Raw genomic sequence first — 18127 nt, 5'->3', positions numbered from 1 at the left:
AAGCGCGAACGCTCGCAACGATACATTCAGAATTGTTTGTGTTGGCAAATTACGCGTACCTGCCAAACCATACGCTTGAAAAATGGGTTGTCAGGGCCGAACCGTGTTCACGACGACTCGTTCGCCCACGCGTCCCACAACGCGAGCGTTCGCGCGTGGACGAACACGTTTTCGATGAAGCTCCGTGCGTAAGCAGAATCGCGAATGCGCGCCGCTCGTTCGAGCAAATCCTCGCGCGCTCGAGAAAGCGTATCCCGAGCTTCGACCTTTCGCCCTGCCGCGTGCAGCGCTTCGGCTCGCGTCAGCATCAGCCAGCTTTCCGCGATGAAGTGTTTCATGCCAAACCGGGCGCCATGCGCGAGCGCCGTGTTCGTCAACTCGACCGCTCGCTCTGCGTTGCCCTTGCCAAGCTCAATCACCGCGCGTCCCGTCGGCACCCAAATGGCGCTCGCAGGAACGTCGGTCATCGCTGGCCCCACCTCGTCCAGGAGCGCTTCTGCCGCTGCAAAGTCGCGGCGCCGCAAATGTGCTTGGAGCACAAAGTATTGCGCGTTGATGACGAGGATGCTGTCGCCTTGCGATTTCGCTTGTTCACAAACCGTTTTGCCGAGCGATACGGCTTCGTCGAGCGCGCCGCGTTCGACATGCAGAGCGACCTGATGACAACCAGCGAGTACAGCGGGCAAACTGCTCGCCGTGGCGCTCCGCATCGCACGCGCAAGCTCGTGCTCGGCCTCGGCGTGAGCACCGAGCAGGACGAGGTCGAAACCAATGTGAGCCCAAAGCAAAGGCAGAAATCGGCGATCGCCCGACACCGTGAAGTGAGCGGCGGCTTCTCGATCCAAGGCGAGCGCAGCAAAAGGATCCCGCTCCGCGACGCGATGCCAATACGCACGTGCGTAGTCGAAACGCCCGGCCACGGATGCATCTCGCGCGAGCGACGGGGTCACCATGTCCCTCATTCGCTGCAAAAAACGTTCTGCAACGTCGCGTTTGCCCATGATGAGCAGCGAGATGATCGCCGACGAGTACGCGAACGACAGAACGGGGATCGCATCCTCCTCCGGCACGACGCGGTAAAGCTCGGCGAGGAGCATGTCGAGTGCGTCGCGCCGACGAAGAAGCAGCGCGCTGCTCACGGCCGCACCGATGGCTCGCCCGTACGACTTCGACCCGGGACGCGCGATGGCAATCGCCTGCTTTCCCGCATCGTACGAGCGCGTAGCATCATGGTTCCAGTGCCAAGCATCGGCGCGTATCGCGAGCAGCTCCGCCGCAACTTCGCCCTCGGTTGCCGCGCCTGCCGTTCGTGCACGATCGGTAAAACCAAGCGCTGCGGTAAAGTCACCCGCAGCCAGCGCCAGCTCCGCCGCCTTGACGAAGTACTCCGTTGCGCGTGTCGAGTTGCCCGCGCGTTCGAAGTGATCCGCCAAGATCGCCGCATCAGGCTCTCCCACCGAGACCAACCACTCGGCCGCGAGCGCGTGACCGCGCACGCGATCGCGATCGGTCAGCATCGCGTACGAACCTTCGCGTACGAGCGCGTGCCTGAAGCTGTACTCCTCTTCACGCGCAAAACGGCTCTCGCGACGACGCACGATGAGCTCGCGCTCCACGAGCCGATCGAGCAGCCCAACGCGTCCCGTGGGTAACGCTGCGTCACCGATGAGCGCCGCAACGCCTCCCCACCAAAACGTCTGACCAAATACGCTCGCCGCACGAAGCACTCGGCGCGCTTCCGGCTCGAGCGCGACGAGGCGCGCTTCGACCATGCCGAGCACCGTGTCGGGAAGCGTCTCCCGCCCCTCGGCCACGGCGCGGATGAGTTCTTCCAGGTAAAACGCATTGCCCGCGGCACGATCCACGATGTCCATGATCTCTGCATCGGACGCCGTGTCTCCGAGGAAGTGACGAACCAGTCGTTCGGCAGGCTTTCGCCCGAGCTCGCCGAGACGAACCTCGAGCAGCTCGCGATCCGCCCAGAGTTTTGGGAACAGCTCGTGCACCTCCGGCCGAGCGAGCGCCAAGACCACGAACCTTCGTTCACCCGGCGCGGCCAGCACCGCATCGATGAGTTTGATCGATGCGCGATCCCCCCAATTGAGATCTTCGAGCACACAGACGATGGGTATGTTTTCCGTGTGCGCATCGACGAAATCGAGCCACGCGTCACGAATGCTCTCGGCCATCATCGTCGCATTTTGCCGAGCCGCGTGAACGTCGGGTCGATCGTCGTTCGTGTGAACTCCAATCATTTCGCCGATGAACGCGCGCACCCGCACGAGATCGTCGCCGGACAAGTGCGCGCTGATGAGCGCGTCGAGTTTCGCTTTGCGTGAAGCGATCGGCTCGTTGACGCCAATACCCGCCATCGCACGGATCGCCGAACCGAGAATCGAGAACGCCGAACCCGCCCCAATGGGATCGCCCCGACCAATCGCGATCGCCGGTTCCACGGCGCCACGTTTGAGCTGCTCGACGAGCTCGTGCCGCAGGCGCGACTTGCCCATGCCAGGAGCGCCGATGACCAGCGCTACGCGGGGTTTGCCCTCGTCGATCCCTTCCTCGAGGAAGTCGCGCACGCTTCGGAGTTCTCGCTCACGTCCCAGATAAGGGCTGGGTTTGCCCAGGAGCGTGCGTGTTCCCGATCCGACTTCGTGCTCGCCTCGAAGAAAGATGCCCCCAGGCCCGACACTCACGTCGAAACGAATGTCGAGCAATGCTTGCGTCGATGCATCGATGCGGACGGCTCCCGCTTCTTCACCGAGCTCGAGTAGGTCGGCAGCTCGCTTCGAAATGGACCCCATCGCGAGCCTTCCGGCGTCTTCGTCGCGCGCCGTCACGAGGACGATGCGCGTTTCGGGCGCGAGAGCTCGAAGACGCAGCGCACAACGTGCCGCATGCGCCGCTTGATCCGTCGCGTTGCCTCGACCGACGAGTCCTATGAGCAGCGCTCCGCCCTCGATTTCTTCGACGCGTGCACCGAGAGGTGCGATCTCTTCTTGGATTGCCGCGATGCGTTCACGCGACAAAATCGCCTCGTTTGGGGCTGCGTTCGTTGGAGGCAAGGCCGCCACGATCGACAGCAACTTGCGCTCGCTGTCCGTGATCACTTCGGAACGCGCCGCGTGCATCGGCGTCGCACCACCCTCGATTCGTCCGATCGCCAGAAGCTCGGTCGCCACGGCCGATCCATCGGCAGGGCGCTCGTCCGGGTCCTTCGCCAGCATTCGCGCGACGAGATCATCGAGCACTTCGGGTACGTCCGGACGAATGCTTCGCACGCGTGGCGCATCGGAAAGCAACAGGCTCGCGAGGACCGCGATCGCGTGATCCCCCTCGAATGCAGGACGCCCCGTGAGACACTCGAACAGCACCGCACCCAGGGAAAACACGTCCGCACGCGCGTCCACGGCACGCTTGTTCGCGCGCGCTTGCTCCGGCGCCATGTAGCCAGGTGTGCCTACGATCGAGCCCGTCAGCGTCAGTCGCCGGCCCGCCCCGTGCTCCCGCGCAACGCCGAAATCCAGCACCTTGACCCGCTCGATGTCCCCGTCTTGCAGAAACAAGTTGCTCGGCTTCACGTCCCTGTGAACGACACCCCTCGCATGCGCCACTGCAAGCGCTTCGGCCACGTACGTGGCAAGCGCGACGGCTTCTTCGAGGCGAAGCCCCGTTCGCGTCAGCCGCGTCGCAAGGCTTTCGCCGTCGAGCCACTCCATCGCGAGGTACGGTGCGCCGCCCGGCGCGATCCCGTGCGCGACATATTTGACGATGTGCGGATGCGACAGCGTCTCGAGCACCCGCGACTCCTGCGCGAGTCGCTCGCTGCCTTCGAGGTTCAGCTCGCGCAGAACCTTGATCGCCACCGCCTCGCCAGTCACGCGATCGGAGGCGCGATACACTTCCCCCATGCCGCCTACACCGGCTAAGTGCTCGATGAGGAAGCGCTCTCCGATCAAATCCCCAGGGCGCATTCGCGTCGGAATCATGCCTGCGTCCGGCGACGAATCCAAGGGTTGCGCGCATAAAGCAGGAGGTGGAGCTTGTTATTCTTACTTTTTCTTCGCTACTTGTGGATTCCATGCGCAAGACGCCTTATAAAACCCGCATTGACGCAAGCAGTCGTTGTAATTGAATCAACGTAATCACAAAAGCGTCGGGCGACGAGAGTCGAGGAGGCGGGGGGCAGGGGCTCTCGAGGGGACATAACGTCTCGACGTGACAAGGCCGTGGAAATCGGCGATCGTCTTCGACGATCATCCGCAGGGTTTTACCCTGTCGAAGGTATGTGCGAGGAGAACAGGTGCTCATGAAGAGATGGCTATACGGACCCGCGGTGCTGGTGGCACTGCTCGGTGGGGTGGCGTGTGCGCCGCCGCCGAAGGTCGTGAAACAAATCACGAGCGCACGGGACCAAATCAAATTCCTCGTGGTGCAGGGGAATTCGCAGCAGGTTGTCAAATGCAAGATGGCAGGCGACGGCGCATTGTCGGAATGCAGAACGATGCAGATCGTCCTGAAGGGCGAAGAGGAATGAGGAGGTCTTCGATGTCACGCCTAATGACTTCCCTGTTCGCACTTGGCCTCGGGCTTTCGTGTATGGGGTGTGTAACCCGCACGATCACGCGTTTCGAGGACAACCAAAAGTCTCCGGTGACGGCGCTCGAAATGGTGAAAAACACCAACTATTTCGTCATGCGCAAGGCGGTCTACCAATTCTACTTGTGTCAGGACACGGGCGACAAACTCGTTTGCTCGATTTCGTGTGACGGCAAGAACGACGCAGTTTGTCCGATGGGCGCAGCCAGCGGCAACTACACGTCGACGAACGTTCGCTGAGGCGCAGGAGGGAAAACATGAAATCGATCCGATTTGCAATCTTTTCGCTCCTCGCGCTCGCGGGCGTTGCCTGTGGTCCGCCGCCGAAGGTGCTCACGCAGCAGACGTTCATCGGCCCGGATAACGTGTATCAGGAGCGCATCCAGCTCTCTGGGCAGGATCCGGCTACGAAAAAGCCGCTCTTCAACTTCATGGTGAACATCTGCGACGTCGCAGAGAATGGCACCACGTCGAATTGCAAAGAAACCAGGGTGCTCGATGACGTGCTCCCGGAGAGCCTCTGAGAAGAAGGAGCGAGCAATGAAGAAGCTAGTCATGATTGCAGCCGCTGCCCTCTTCGTCCTCGGTGGCTGTGCCAAACCGGTCCGTTATCGAACGGCGGGCCATTGGACCATGCCGCCCGAGGGCAAGCCGACCCTTTACCAAACGTACCTCGAAGGCAATTGCAGCTCGGGTTTTGCAGGGTTCGGTCAGGGTTGCTCCGACACGAACTCCAAGCTGAAGCGCTGCACGCTGAACGACGACAATACGCTCACGTGCGTCGAGGACGCTGAAGCCAACAAGATGCTCAACAAAGACCTCCCCGAAGCGAATTGACGCGCTCGAGGCGCCAAGGCCCCGCATGCGTCGCGGGGCACCGCGCCTTCACCCATCCCGCTCTTTCCCATTCTTCCTGAGCCACCGAAACAATTGCGGTCGCGACACGTTCAGCAATTGGGCGGCCCTCGTTTTGTTTCCTCCGCTATCGGCCAGGGCCTTGTCCACGGTTTGTCGCGTCAGAACACCGCCGCGTCGTGAAGCGGGCAAGTCCAATTCCGGGCCCAGCAAGCGGTCCACCGTGCTTTTCTTGATACCCGCGTTGCGATCGACGCTCTCGACGAATCGAAACAGCCCGCGCACATTTTCCGGCCAATCGTGGCGCATCAAGCGATCGATCGCTTCGGCATCCATACGCGTGACCGACAAATCGAGTTTTCCGTGAAGCTGTTCCCAACGCGCAGCCAATATGGCAAAGAGATCCTCGGGCCTCTCTTCGAGCGCTGGTAGCGTGAACCTGAGCTGAAAACGCGCAATGAGGTCTCGACGAAAAGCGTCCTGCGTGAGCAGCTCGTGGATGCTTCGGTTCGTCGCACCCATGACGAGGCAATCGACGGGCGGGGGCAATTCTCGCGCGCCGAGCGGTTGAACCTGGCGCTTTTCCAAAAATCGCAAGAGCTTGGGCTGAAGCTCCATCGGTAATGCTTCGATTTCGTCGAGAAAAACCGTACCTCCCGCAGCCGAGCGGAGCAAACCGTGGTACGCCCCGAAACTGCCCGTGAAAGCATGTTTTTCCCAACCAAACATATTTCCCTCGAACGAGTCCCGCGGCACCGCGGCGACGTTCACCAGGACGATCTTCGGGCGCCCGAACTGCCGGGCGACTTCTTCAGCGAGCAACTCTTTGCCCGTACCCGTCGCGCCTTCGAGCAAGACATTGAGCCCCTCGCGATAACCACGGGCAAACAAATCTTGACGAATTTTGCCGAGCGCCCAAGGGCCCACGAGTTTTCCAAGGGGCGGCTCGGGTTTTGACGGACCAGCAAACGCTTCACGATACACGAAAATGGTTTGGCCAAGGCGAACGATGGCCCCGTCGTCGATCTGCATGGGTTCGTCGGGGGCGAGCTTGATTCCATCGACGAACGTCCCATTTTGCGAACGATGATCTCGAATATGAAGGCGTCCGCCGGGACGCGAAAAAGAAATGTGCTCGCGGGATACCTTGGCATCCGTTATGCCGTTATCGTCGAGCCACGCGCGGCCAACGATTTCACCCGACCGAGGAATTTGCAGTGCAACGAGCTTGGGGAATGCGCCAAGAAGCCACGGAGCTCGGTCGGGACCGTCGTTTCCCGTGCTCGGCGTATCCTCTTCGGTGGTGAGTAGGCGTCTGGCGTGCGCGCTCATGAGTGGGCACAATGTATCGAGAAATCAGAAACACGGACGAAGCGTGTGACGAATTGCCGAAGCGCTGCCCGAGCCGATTCAGCCGAGGTTCGTCACGAGCACCCATCGTTCGTCGTCCGATTCGATGACGAATCGAACACGCACGCGCCGGTTGCCCCAGGGAAACGAAAAATCGTAGTCGAAGATGTAGGTCTTCTGGCCCGATGCCGCGAGCTCATCGAGTTTGCCCCGGAACGAAGCGACGTTCGTGCAAGGAGCCACTTCGGTAAAAAAATTGCGCCCGATGACGTCGCGAGCCTTGCGTCGCGCAAGCTGCGCTTCCCATTCGTTGTACGTCTTGACGGTGCCTTGGCGGTCGAGCCGAATCATCCCAAACGGCATCGCGTCGAACTCGGTTTCCGACTTGTTCGCAAGATCCTGCGACGTAATTTGTTCAATGTTCTTGAGCATCGTTCGCAGATAGCACGCGGCTCTCTGCGCGTGAAATGGCCGTGTGTGCTAGGCACTTCCTCACACAGCACTCCAACTCGATGCAGCGAGCGTCGTCGACGGCGACGCTGACGATCTTGACGTTGGTGGGTCGACAGGGACTCGAACCCTGGACCTACGGGTTAAAAGCCCGCAGCTCTACCGACTGAGCTATCGACCCTGGATATCGCAGGAGCAAGCAGCCCCGGACATCGCGGCGCGCACCCTAGCACGAATGGACGTTCGTGGAAGAGCCGATCAAGAAAATGATCGCGACTTGCTGGTGGATTATCTTGCCAAGGAAAAATAACGACACTGCGGTACCACCGGGTCAACTTGGCCCGCGAATGCTCGCGTAGCCGACGAATGCGCGCTAGAAGGCTCGTCCTATGGCCGAACGTGGAGAAGCATCGGAGTCTTTTGGGGCGCTGTTCGAACAGGGTGGGGGAAGCCGCCGGGAGAGAACCCGCCTGATGGTTGGAGATCGCGTCGAAGTGACGATCGTAGCGGTCGGCCAGAGCGCTGTTTTCGCGGATCTCGGGCGAAAGCAGGAAGGTTTTTTCGAGCGTCCGGACGTGACGGACGCCGACGGAAAACTCGCCGTTTCCGTGGGCAGCAAAGTGCAAGCGACGGTCGCATCGATCGATCGGCACACGGGTCAAGTGCGGCTGTCTCCCGTCGCGATTCGCAGTGCCGAAGGCGAAGCGTTTGGCGGCACGATGGGCATGGGTGCGAAAGGACAAACCCCGCTCGTCGTCGAGGGCGCACGCATCAAGGGCACTGTGACCGGCATCGAGCGTTACGGCGTCTTCGTGCAGATTGCGGGCACGCAGGGACGTGCTGGCCGGGGCCTCATTCCCACCGCGGAAACGGCGACGGCGCGCGGTGCCGACTTGAAGAAGCACTTCGCGGTCGGACAGGAGGTCGAAGCGAAGATCGTGAACATCGATGCGGAGGGCAAGATTCGGCTGTCCGTCGCGGCGATTGCGCGTGACGAAGAGCGCAGCTCGTTCGAGAAATTCAAGGAAGGCGCTGGCTCGGAGCAAGCGGCAGCAGCCTCGGACAAACCCACCGCGGACGCGAAGAAGAAGCCGCAACAGCCCGCCAAGAAGCCCGAGCCTCGAAACTTTGGAACGTTTGGCGACTTGCTTGGAAAGAAGATCAAGAAGTGACGGTGTCCGGCGTGGTGCGCGTGCCTTGCAAGCGCGTGGGTTCGATCGACGTTCCTTTGCCCGCGTACCAAACGACGAACGCTGCTGGGATGGACCTGTGCGCCGCGATCGACGACGAGCTCGTGATCGCGCCGGGTGAGCGCAAGCTCGTGCCCACGGGCGTGAGTCTTGCGATTCCCGAAGGTCTTGAAGGACAAGTGAGGCCACGCTCGGGTTTGGCATGGCGACATGGTGTGACGGTGCTGAACTCGCCGGGGACCATCGACGCCGACTATCGAGGCGAAGTGAAGGTGCTGCTCATCAACTTGAGCGACGTGCCCTTTCGCCTCACGCGCGGAGAGCGCATCGCTCAGCTCGTGGTTTGTCCTGTCGTACGCGCCGAGCTCGAGCTCGTCAGCGAGCTCGACGAAACGTCACGCGGCGCAGGCGGCTACGGTTCCACGGGACGTTGACGCGTCCAATTTGAAACCGGGCCAGATCCGGACGCTCGCTTCGCGCGCGTGGGACGCGCGCTTCGCGAGGCTAGTTTACGATGGGGGGGCCGAGGCTCGCCTCCCGGTGTTTTTGCGCTTCGCACAAAAACACGGCGAGGCTCGGCCCCCCCATACCCCCCGATTTAGCCTTCTTCCAAATTGAACGGCGCTCTACGGGCGCGGCACCACGCCGTCGAGCCCGTCGCGTGCGCGCAAGGCTTCGAGCGCTTTGTCGGACCAAACGCGTGCGCGATCGTTGAAGCCTGCGCCGACGGCCTTGCGGAGCATGTCGATCGCGCGTTCGTACGCGCCGTCTTGCGCATGTGCGCGTGCCGCTTCGTACGCGTCTTCGGGGTGAGCTTGCCGTTCGAACACGGTTTCATACAGGCGCGCCGACCAATCGAACGCCGCGTTGTCGAACGCGAGTTGTGCCATCTTCCGCGCGTCGTCTTCGCTCAACGAATCGACGATGTCGTACGCGATGGCTGCAGCGCGAGCGACTTCACCCTGTTCGATGAGGATCTGAATGAGTGGTCCGACGACTTCCTTGCGGTCGTCTCCGCGTGCTCGGGCTGCTTCGAGAACGCGCCGCGCTTGATTCGTTTCGCGCTTGGCAAAGTGCACGGCTCCCAAGAGCGCAGGATCGACCTCACCGAGCTTCTTCGCGTCGTCGACCTTTGCAGATGCGTCGTCGACTTGTTCGGCGAGCAGCGATGCCCACGCGAGGATCTCGAGCGCTTCACGTTTGGCGTTCGGCGGAGGCGCATTTTCGGCGTCGGGATCGCGAGCGAGCAAGTCGTTGCAAAGCGCTCGTGCTTTCGTGATGTCTTCGTCGGCAACGGCTTGCCTTGCGCGAGACAAGATCGAAAGGATTTCACCCGAGATGGCGGGTTCGGCTTCGACCTCGGGTGCGCGTGGACGGAGGTCGGATTGGTCGATGTCCGTGCCACCGACCTGCAAGAGGCGCAGGCTTTGGAAGGCACCCATGCCGAAGATGAACGCTGCCCAGATGCTGCCCGCTTGCAGGAAGTACAGCGCAACGGAGAAGCCGACGACCATCGAGATGATGGCCGTCATTCGCAGGCGCTTGGGACCGAGCGCGTGCTCGAGAACGTGACCGCCATCGAGCGGCAGGACGGGGATCAAATTGAAGATGCCCCAGTACACGTTTACGAACAGAAGCTGCGTCACGGCGAATCGCGCGTAAAACGGAACGGCGCTCATCTGTGCGAGCACGAAGTGGTCGACGGCGAAGACGAGCGCGGCGAGAAAGAAGCCGGCAAAGGGTCCAGCGAGGCTGATGATGATGTGGTCGGTACGTTTCAGCGGCAATAGTGCTCGCCAAACGGTCTTGCCGCCCATCATGTAAAGAGTGATCTCGGGTTGGATGCGGTGGCGCCGAATGGCAAATGCGTGCCCGAGTTCATGTACGAGCACGCTGACCAAGACGACGAGCACCCAAATGAATCCAGGTATGAGCCCGCTCGCCCCGTTCGAAATCTTGAAGAACGGAAGACCGAAAATCACAGCGATGAACCAGAATCCTGGTTCGATCTCGACATCGATACCGAACAGCCTGAAATTCATGCCCTCGATTATCCTAGTGCACGACGGCCTGCGATGGGCCGGTTCATTGCGGCGCGGACGCGAAGTACCTTGGAGTGCGCTGCCCCGAGACTCACGATGCTGAAGCGATCGAAACTCGTCACGGCCCTCGTCGCTACGCTCGCGGGCATCATCGGTGCATGTACCTCGAGTACCTCCACAGCCGTGCAGCCTGGCACGCGCGGACCTGCGATGCACGTACGCGTCTCGGACACAGCAACCGAGCGTGCTCCCGCGGTGGAGCCGCCCAAGGCACTCGCTTCGGCCGCGCCAGCATCGGAGGTGGCCACGGCAGCGCCCGCGTCGTCCAATGTGCCGCGTAGCGACGTCGCTACGGCTGCAGTTGCGCCACCCGTACCGACGGCGCTTCCCATCGAACCTCGCACGGTCGTACTGCACGTGGGTGATTCGTTCGTCATGGCGGGTTTTTCACAGACGTTACGACCGAAAATGAAATCGGTTGGAGCGCTTTACGAAGTCCGCGCGGCTCAAGCTTCGTACACGACGACGTGGCACAACAAGCTCTCGAAGTTGGTCGGAGACTACCACCCGGATCTCGTCATCATCACTTTGGGTGCAAACGAAGTCACCTTGACGGATCCATGGGCGCGCGCCGATGCAGTGGGCCGCCTCGTGAAGATCGTCGGTGATACGCCGTGCGTGTGGGTCACTCCGCCGCTTTGGCGCAAGGACACGGGGATCGTCGACGTCATCAAACAACGCGCCAAGCCGTGTCTCGTCTTCGATTCCGACGCCATCGCAGGGCCCATCTCGCGCCAACCCGACTCCATTCATCCTGACAATCGCGGTGGTGCCGTGTGGGCCGAAGCGTTCTGGAAGTGGCTGCTCGAACATCGGGCGCCACCTCCCATCGAAGGTGAACACCTGCCCAAAGGCTCCGGACGTCACGCGGTCAACCCGTGGCGTCTCCGCGCCGGCCCATCGGATACCGATGCGACAAACCCGCAAAAGACGGCTTCCGTAGCGCTCTGAGCGTAACTGTTGGGGGTCAAACGGATCCGGGAGGCAGTTCGGAGGCAATCGCATCGCGCACGGCGTCGACGAGGTCCTTGCGACGGTTCGGGCCGAACTCTCGAGGATCGATGGGCGGCATGATCGTGACCATCACGTGACGGCCTCGGTGCAAGTCGATCGTTCCGCTTTGAAGTACCTGTCGTGTTCCATCGATCGCGATGGGCAGGATCCGATGGCCCGATTCGAGAGCTACGTGAAACCCTCCGCTCTTGAACGATCCAAGCTTGCCCGTCACGCTCCGCGTCCCTTCGGGGGCGATCCACAAGAGCGTTCCGTGATCGAGCATCGATGCTGAGTCGCGCAGGCTCTGTACCGCTTGATGGCGATCGCCGCGGTTCACTTTGACGAACCCTGCGACATGCATCGCTCGACCGAAGAGCGGAATACGGAAGAGCTCCGCTTTGGCCACCATGCGGATCCGCCCCGGAATGGCCCGATAAAGAACCGGGATGTCGTAGTGGCTCTGATGGTTCGACATCAAAATGAATGTTTCGCTGCCATCGCCCAGATGCTCGCGACCACGCACCACGAGCGTCATTTGCGCTTCGTCGAGCATCTTGTGCGACCACCCGACGAGGCGCTTGTCGAGCGTGTCGGGATCGATGCGTCCGAGCGCCGCGTCGACGACCGTGGACACGGTGATCCCTGCCGTGTGAAGGAGCGCAATGCTCGCCGCGAGCTTGCTCATCTGCGCTTGCGCGGCTTCTTCGCCGTGTCCGGAAAGCGAGCGTTGCACACATCGGTGCATGCGCTGTCGGTGCATGCCTTCAAGCACTCGTCGAGCGTCTTGTATTCGGCCGTCGAGACCGCCGGGTCTTCCGTTTGCTTCGGCGCGATGCTCTGACACGCCTTCGTCTTGTCGCAATAGCCACCAGCGGGACAGTCGGTGTCGTATCGACACTGCACGCAGCGCAGATTGTCACAAAGAACCTTGCCGCCGTCCTCTTCGCGAGCGACGCACTCGGCGTCGGACTTGCAAATGGGAAAGCGCGTGTCGCTCCCACACGCGGGAAGGGCGAACGCCAAACTCGAAGACGCCACAAGAAAGTAAAGCTTCACGGTCCACCTTTCTCGCCCCACACCGTGACGACGAGACGCCGATGATGCGGGTTTGTCCGGTGCTCCCACACGTAAATCGCTTGCCAAGTTCCAAGTGCGAGTTGCCCTGCGGTGATCGGCACGACGAGGCTCGTGTTCGTGACTGCCGCACGCAGGTGCGACGGCATGTCGTCAGGCCCCTCGTCGTTGTGCTCGTAGTGCGCTCCCTCCGGCGCAAGCTTGCTCATCCAGCGATCGAGGTCCCGAAGCACGGCCGAGTCTGCGTTTTCTTGAATGACGAGACTCGCGGACGTGTGCTGCAAGAAGATCGAACACAGGCCCATGCGCACATGGCTGTCGACAACGACTCCATGAACGAGGTTGGTGACGTCATGAAGGCCGCGCCCTCGCGTACGAACATCGAGGAGCTTCTGGTGCATGTTGGAGGTCATCGCAGCGCCCCTCTCGGGTCCGACTACGGTGTCCGAAGTCGAGGGTGATCCGCAACCATGGAGATCAGTCGTTCGCCCGTTCGCCTGCCAATCAGCCGTTCGGAACGATGTCGACGATGATGCCCCACGCTGTCCACGTTCGGAACCAAGAGCCAAGATTCGACGCAACGTAAGCTTGCCGTTCAGCCGGCAAGCCGAAAGCAACGCGTTCGAGCGCCGGGACGAGCGGGATGCCCTCGCCAAGCGCTCCGAGCAGCGCGTAAGCCTCCGGTTCGAGCTCCTCGTAACGCGTGATCAGGTCCTTGCGAAAGAGAACGACGTGGACGGCGCAGGGCGCATCCGGCAGCGTCACGTCTCGACCGCCGACGATGTCGACCCGAAGCAAATGGACCGGGTACGAGAGAGACAAACGCATGACGAGCGGATGCAGGACGATCCGAGTCGTTTGCCAATCGTTCTCGGACAAACCAGCGAGCTTCCCTCCATCGAGCGGTGGGACATCGGGCCCGTCGAAGATGTTCACGAGCGCGTTTTCATACCGCGCCATGTCGACGGCGAGAGCACGTCGATCGGCAGCAAAAGCATCGTATTGCGCGGCAAACGCGGGCACATGAGCACCCAGATCGCGCAGCGATGGCGTCGTTGGCGGATGAGCATGGAGGTAGTCGCGGAAGAACCTTTGCGTGGCGTCCTTGCCAAGGATCCGTCCGAGGCCCGGGTAGTCTTCGCGCAACGCCGCTTCGTGCCGCAGGAAAAACTGCTGGCGATAGATGTCGACTTGTTCCGCGGGGCTCAGCCGATCGTTGCCCGTGACGAAGCGCGCCGACGCTTCGGCCAGCACAGGATCGTTCGGCGTGGGCGTCTCATGCCTGAGCGCGTCCGCGAGAAACGTTTGAACCGAAACGAGATCAGACAGCACGACCTGCGACCTCCTCGTTACGAATCGTTCGCGCGCGTTCGGCTTCGGCGAGCAGCGTTTCGAAAGACGGAATGTCGTCGTCCCACTCGATGAGCGTCGACACGGGACCGACACGCCGAATCGCACGACGATATAGATCCCACACGGGGTCGATGACGTGATCGCTGTGTGTATCGAGGATGTACTTGCCGAAATTGCTGTGTCCGGCGAGGTGCACTTGCACGACGCGATGAGGCGGCACGGCGTCGACGTACTCGCGCGGATCGAAGCGGTGGTTGTACGAGGAGACGTAGATGTTGTTGACGTCGAGCAAGATGCCGCAATCGGCTTCATCGACGACCGCGTTCAAGAACGCCCACTCCGTCATCGTGCTCGATGTGTACGTGAGGTAGCTGGAGACGTTTTCGAGCGCGAGAGGCACTTCGAGAAAGTCTTGGACCGTGCGAGCGCGTGAAGCGACGTGTCGAATGGCTTCTTCGGTGTAGGGCAGGGGCAAGAGGTCGTGGATGTTCACGCCTCCGGCTTGGGTGAAGCAGAGATGATCGCTCACCCACGGACAGCGAACGCGCTGCAGAAGTGCTTTCAAGCCTCGCAGGTAGTCCCAATCGAGCGGCGACGTGCTGCCGATCGAGAGCGAGACCCCGTGTTGTACGACGGGGTAACGATCGAGGATTCGATTCAAGTTCGCGAGCGGTTTGCCGCCCTGAACCATGAAGTTTTCACTGATGATTTCGAACCAATCGACGTGGGGGAACGAAGCGAAGATGGTTTCGTAGTGAGGAAGCCGCAAACCAACACCCACGCCGAGATCTGGAAGGCCTAGCCGTGGGGAGTTTGTCGAAGCCATCTTCGCTCTAGTGACTCACTTCGGTGCGTCTGCAGGCGCGGCGCCATCCGCCGGAGCCGCTGCGCCATCGGCAGGCTTCTCGCCGCCGCACTTGCCGTTCGCCTTGCACCCGTGGCCAGCCTTGCAGCCATTCTTCTCGCCGCCTTCTGCGGGAGCTGCTGCTGCCGGTTCCGTACCGGGCGTCGCGGCACCGTCACCTGCCGCTTGAGCGCCGCCGCCACAACCCGCCAACGCTGCCGCCATGCCGCTCACTGCAACCACTGCCAACGCTTTACCAAAGTCCATTGTAGAGTCTCCTGTTCGAGATTGCTATCGGTCGTAATCTGATGCGATGAACGAGGGCAAGTAGAAAAGCCGAATGAGATCATTTCCTTTCGTATTTCTTCTGGCGATCGCTTCGTGTGATCGCAGCTCGCCCGCACCTTCCGAGGATGCGTCGATTTCCAGTGATGCGGCAACAGATGACGCCGCGGCGGCTGCAGCGGATGCATCGGCCATCGATCCAAACAAAGCCCTTCCACCGAAGCCGGACGATTTTGCGATCATCGAGCCCGAGCTGCCGCCATGTCCGAAAGACATGGTGCGGGTGAAAAAAAGCTTTTGCATCGATCGCTTCGAGGCGAGCTTGGTGGACGCGGAGACGGGCAAAGATCTTTCACCGTATTATGTGCCGGCCCGGAAAAACGCACTGTCGATTCAGGAGTTTTGGGAAAAAGAGCGTTTGTCCGTGGGGCCTCCCGAGGCGCGTGACCTGATTTTACCTCCGCTTCCGGCTTGGCAGAAAAGCCGCAACTTCGAGCCGAAAGCGACGTCGCGCAAGAAAATTGTGCCGCAAGGGTATCTCACGGGGCCGCTGGCAGCGCTCGCGTGCAAGAATGCGGAAAAACGATTGTGCACGCACGACGAATGGCGCACGGCGTGTCGCGGTGAAGCAGATCGACCATTCCCGTACGGGGACAAGTATGCGGCAGGGAAATGCAATATTTTTCGCGAGGCGCATCCGGCCGCAGTGCTTCACGGCAACGCGAGCTTGGGGCATAGCGATCCGCGTTTGAATATGGTGAAAAGCGGGGACAAACCTCTTTTGCGTATGACGGGGGATACGCGCGCGTGCGCGAGCGAATGGGAGGGGGACGCCATTTACGATATGGTCGGCAATATCGATGAATGGATCGACGATCCGGAAGGGACGTTCGTCGGAGGGTTTTACGCGCGATCGAAAAAGGACGGATGCGATTCGGTCGTGAAAGCGCACCCGTTCGATTATTTTGATTATTCGACCGGCGTGAGGTGCTGCAAGGATTTGAAGTGAAGGGCGCGAACGATTCTTACTTCGCCGCCTTGTCGTCCTTCTTCTCTTCCGGTTTGTCCGCGGGTTTGTCCGCAGCCTTCTCTTGGGGTTTGTCTGCGGGTTTGTCCCCGCTTTCCTTTGCTGGAGCCGCATCCGGCGCTTCGGCGTCAGGGGCCTGCGCATCCGATGCTTCGGCGTCCGCGGCACTCGAGTCGGCGACATCAGCATCTTCGACGCCTGCGTCTGCAGCGTCGGCCGCTGGGGCCGCATCGGGCGCGCCCGCGTCAACCGCTTCTTCAGGCTTCGCGTCCTGCCAGCATTCGGGCTTCGGAGGCGCCTCGAATGTGAGCACGTGCGAAGCGAGATCACCCTTCTTCGTCACCAGCGTTGCGGTCTTGTAAGGCACGGCCTCACCGCAGTCGTACGCTGTCGTCGATTCAGTGCGGAGCGACTTCGCCTTTGGCGCATTGACCGCCACCGTCGCGTGCTCGTTCGCGCACTGAGCCCACTCGACTTTGTATTCGGCGTCCTTGTCCGGCAACGCCGTTTTTGGACTCGGATCGCTCTCGGATCGCTTGCCGTAGACGAGCACCTTCGACACGGGATCGTCGTCGTCGAGGATCGTCAGGCGTACCGGGAAGCGCAGTCCACCGCGGAGTTTGGCCCCCGAAGCGCCGATGCTGTAGTCGGCACAGACGGGTTCACCTTTGAGCACCGACGGCACGGGCGGGCCAGAACAACCAAACAGAGGAGCAGCAAGGGCGGCGATGGGGAGCCACGGGCGCGATGTCGAACGAGTCACGCCGGCAACGTCTCGCTAAGCGGCGCGCGAGTCAAGTGCGCACGACAATCAGAGATATTTGCGCGCTAGTTTTGTTTTGCCCAAAGCGAGAATGTGGTCGAAATGCTCTTTCGACACCGGCACTACGCTCAGACGTGACCGCTTGATCAGCGCGATGTCGGAGAGCGCCGGATCGGCACGAATGACCTCGAGATCAACAGGAGACTTCAGCGGCGCGATCGGCTCGATGTCGATTGCGCTCCAATCTTCTTCCGGACTCGTAGGATCGGGATACGCTTCACGTGCCACTCGCGCGATGCCCACCACCGCTTTGCCTTCGTTCGAGTGGTAAAAGAGGATCAAGTCACCCTCTTTCATCGCGCGTAAACTGCCGCGAGCTTCGTAGTTCCGCACGCCCTCCCACATGGTGCGTTTGTCCGCGACCAACTGTGCGAACGAGTATTTGTTGGGCTCGCTCTTCACGAGCCAATGGTTTTTTGGCATTCGTTCGTCGCGACGATACATCCCCGCGCACTCGAGAACCAACCCTTTTCCACTTTTCAGTCGACGATGTCGATCGGCGTACCTTCGGGAACCAGGAGCCCGAACTCGTCGATTTCATCGTCGTCCATCGCGATGCACCCGTGCGTCCAGTCCTCTTGCTTGTGAATGCCACTCAGCTTGCGTGATCCGACGCCGTGAATGCCGATGCCGTGTCCGACGCCGCGTCCCGGAGGCACCTTGCCCTGTCGCTTCAAGGCGGCATATCGTGTTCGATCGTCGTCGTTCGGATAGCTGACGCCGATGAACTGATGATAGAGCGGGCGAAAACGCGTCGTTACGTGATAACGGCCGACGGGTGTCGTCATGTCGCCCTCGAACTGCTTCGGCCCAAGTCCTCCGATTCCGATCGCAACGCGATATGTCTTGAGCACGCGGTTTCCCGCGACGACTTCGAGCTTGTGATCGCTCTTGTCGATACGAACGAGCGTCACTTTGTCCTCGTCACGTTTGTCGCTCTTCGACTTCGACTTTTCGATGGACGAAGCCTCGAGCGAAGCAACCCGCTTCGGCTTGCGCTTCGCTTTGCTCTTCGTCGTTGCGGCATGAACGAGAGACGTTTTCGCCGAGTGGAGCTTGGTTTTCTTCGCTCGCGGAGCACCTGGCGAAGGAGATGCCATGAACACGAACGCGAGCACGAGGAGCGTGACAATGTGTTTCATGCTCGGGTGTCGAGCGAGGTGCGGAGATCGTGAC

The 18127-nt window shown here is 61.1% G+C and carries 21 protein-coding genes and 1 tRNA gene; 8 read left to right on the top strand and 14 right to left on the bottom strand.

Annotated elements, in window-relative coordinates; all coding sequences use genetic code 11:
- Nucleotides 1-107: 107 nt before the first annotated feature.
- On the bottom strand, nt 108-3977 hold the full coding sequence (locus IPM54_07635) for a protein kinase (GenBank protein MBK9259698.1): 3870 nt from the start codon (nt 3975-3977) through the stop codon (nt 108-110).
- 335 nt (nt 3978-4312) lie between these two features.
- Here IPM54_07635 and IPM54_07630 point away from each other — a divergent pair, with 335 nt between their 5' ends.
- The 4 genes from IPM54_07630 to IPM54_07615 are packed head-to-tail and all read left to right on the top strand — an operon-like array spanning nt 4313 to nt 5439.
- Entirely contained in the window at nt 4313-4540 is a 228-nt protein-coding gene (locus IPM54_07630; GenBank protein ID MBK9259697.1) for a hypothetical protein, read from the top strand.
- 11 nt (nt 4541-4551) lie between these two features.
- Complete coding sequence (locus tag IPM54_07625) at nt 4552-4842, top strand: hypothetical protein (GenBank protein MBK9259696.1); 291 nt, start codon at nt 4552-4554, stop codon at nt 4840-4842.
- Between the two features lie 17 nt (nt 4843-4859).
- A complete protein-coding gene (locus IPM54_07620; GenBank protein ID MBK9259695.1) occupies nt 4860-5126 on the top strand; it encodes a hypothetical protein in 267 nt (88 codons plus the stop codon).
- A gap of 16 nt (nt 5127-5142) precedes the next feature.
- Entirely contained in the window at nt 5143-5439 is a 297-nt protein-coding gene (locus tag IPM54_07615) for a hypothetical protein (protein MBK9259694.1), read from the top strand.
- 48 nt (nt 5440-5487) lie between these two features.
- Here IPM54_07615 and IPM54_07610 read toward each other — a convergent pair whose 3' ends face one another.
- The 3 genes from IPM54_07610 to IPM54_07600 form a co-directional block, all read right to left on the bottom strand.
- The gene (locus tag IPM54_07610; protein ID MBK9259693.1) at nt 5488-6789 is read right to left on the bottom strand and encodes a sigma 54-interacting transcriptional regulator; all 1302 of its coding nucleotides are present in this window, start codon (nt 6787-6789) and stop codon (nt 5488-5490) included.
- A gap of 78 nt (nt 6790-6867) precedes the next feature.
- Nucleotides 6868-7239: a PAS domain-containing protein gene (locus IPM54_07605; protein MBK9259692.1), complete on the bottom strand. Its 372-nt coding sequence runs from the start codon at nt 7237-7239 to the stop codon at nt 6868-6870.
- Between the two features lie 123 nt (nt 7240-7362).
- Nucleotides 7363-7438 (bottom strand) — tRNA-Lys (locus IPM54_07600).
- A 208-nt stretch (nt 7439-7646) separates the two neighbouring features.
- Between IPM54_07600 and IPM54_07595 the strand changes: the two genes are divergently transcribed.
- A complete protein-coding gene (locus IPM54_07595) occupies nt 7647-8429 on the top strand; it encodes a S1 RNA-binding domain-containing protein (protein MBK9259691.1) in 783 nt (260 codons plus the stop codon).
- 2 nt (nt 8430-8431) lie between these two features.
- Nucleotides 8432-8881 carry a dUTP diphosphatase gene (gene dut, locus IPM54_07590; protein MBK9259690.1) on the top strand — a complete coding sequence of 150 codons (450 nt, stop codon included), beginning with the start codon at nt 8432-8434 and terminating at the stop codon, nt 8879-8881.
- 192 nt (nt 8882-9073) lie between these two features.
- On the opposite strand, the gene IPM54_07585 is transcribed toward dut, so the two are convergent.
- Nucleotides 9074-10489: a hypothetical protein gene (locus IPM54_07585; protein MBK9259689.1), complete on the bottom strand. Its 1416-nt coding sequence runs from the start codon at nt 10487-10489 to the stop codon at nt 9074-9076.
- Nucleotides 10490-10585: 96 nt separating this feature from the next.
- Here IPM54_07585 and IPM54_07580 point away from each other — a divergent pair, with 96 nt between their 5' ends.
- The gene (locus tag IPM54_07580; protein MBK9259688.1) at nt 10586-11500 is read left to right on the top strand and encodes an SGNH/GDSL hydrolase family protein; all 915 of its coding nucleotides are present in this window, start codon (nt 10586-10588) and stop codon (nt 11498-11500) included.
- A 16-nt stretch (nt 11501-11516) separates the two neighbouring features.
- Here the strand turns inward: IPM54_07580 and IPM54_07575 are convergent, their stop codons facing one another.
- The 6 genes from IPM54_07575 to IPM54_07550 form a co-directional block, all read right to left on the bottom strand.
- Nucleotides 11517-12230, bottom strand: coding sequence for a 1-acyl-sn-glycerol-3-phosphate acyltransferase (locus IPM54_07575; GenBank protein MBK9259687.1), 714 nt, complete (start codon nt 12228-12230; stop codon nt 11517-11519).
- Nucleotides 12227-12601, bottom strand: a complete 375-nt coding sequence (locus IPM54_07570; GenBank protein MBK9259686.1) for a hypothetical protein — start codon at nt 12599-12601, stop codon at nt 12227-12229. Before IPM54_07570 ends, IPM54_07575 begins: the two co-directional genes overlap by 4 nt.
- Nucleotides 12598-13032, bottom strand: coding sequence for a YjbQ family protein (locus IPM54_07565; protein MBK9259685.1), 435 nt, complete (start codon nt 13030-13032; stop codon nt 12598-12600). Before IPM54_07565 ends, IPM54_07570 begins: the two co-directional genes overlap by 4 nt.
- Nucleotides 13033-13123: 91 nt before the next feature.
- Nucleotides 13124-13951, bottom strand: a complete 828-nt coding sequence (locus IPM54_07560; protein MBK9259684.1) for a putative DNA-binding domain-containing protein — start codon at nt 13949-13951, stop codon at nt 13124-13126.
- Nucleotides 13941-14798 carry a DUF692 domain-containing protein gene (locus IPM54_07555; GenBank protein MBK9259683.1) on the bottom strand — a complete coding sequence of 286 codons (858 nt, stop codon included), beginning with the start codon at nt 14796-14798 and terminating at the stop codon, nt 13941-13943. The genes IPM54_07560 and IPM54_07555 overlap by 11 nt, the downstream gene beginning before the upstream one ends.
- Before the next feature lie 15 nt (nt 14799-14813).
- Nucleotides 14814-15083 carry a hypothetical protein gene (locus IPM54_07550; GenBank protein MBK9259682.1) on the bottom strand — a complete coding sequence of 90 codons (270 nt, stop codon included), beginning with the start codon at nt 15081-15083 and terminating at the stop codon, nt 14814-14816.
- Between the two features lie 73 nt (nt 15084-15156).
- Here IPM54_07550 and IPM54_07545 point away from each other — a divergent pair, with 73 nt between their 5' ends.
- Nucleotides 15157-16110: an SUMF1/EgtB/PvdO family nonheme iron enzyme gene (locus tag IPM54_07545; protein MBK9259681.1), complete on the top strand. Its 954-nt coding sequence runs from the start codon at nt 15157-15159 to the stop codon at nt 16108-16110.
- Nucleotides 16111-16126: 16 nt separating this feature from the next.
- Here IPM54_07545 and IPM54_07540 read toward each other — a convergent pair whose 3' ends face one another.
- Genes IPM54_07540 through IPM54_07530 form a run of 3 tightly spaced genes read right to left on the bottom strand, consistent with a single transcriptional unit; the run spans nt 16127 to nt 18093 of the window.
- Nucleotides 16127-16891 (bottom strand): hypothetical protein, encoded by a 765-nt coding sequence (locus IPM54_07540; GenBank protein MBK9259680.1) that lies wholly within the window; start codon nt 16889-16891, stop codon nt 16127-16129.
- A 48-nt stretch (nt 16892-16939) separates the two neighbouring features.
- On the bottom strand, nt 16940-17374 hold the full coding sequence (locus IPM54_07535) for an EVE domain-containing protein (GenBank protein MBK9259679.1): 435 nt from the start codon (nt 17372-17374) through the stop codon (nt 16940-16942).
- A 56-nt stretch (nt 17375-17430) separates the two neighbouring features.
- Nucleotides 17431-18093 carry a L,D-transpeptidase family protein gene (locus IPM54_07530; GenBank protein MBK9259678.1) on the bottom strand — a complete coding sequence of 221 codons (663 nt, stop codon included), beginning with the start codon at nt 18091-18093 and terminating at the stop codon, nt 17431-17433.
- Nucleotides 18094-18127 lie beyond the last annotated feature (34 nt).

Source organism: Polyangiaceae bacterium (genome assembly GCA_016715885.1).
Classification (GTDB): domain Bacteria; phylum Myxococcota_A; class Polyangia; order Polyangiales; family Polyangiaceae; genus Polyangium.
Note: the sequence above shows the minus strand (reverse complement) of the source record. Positions and strands in the feature narration are given on the sequence as shown.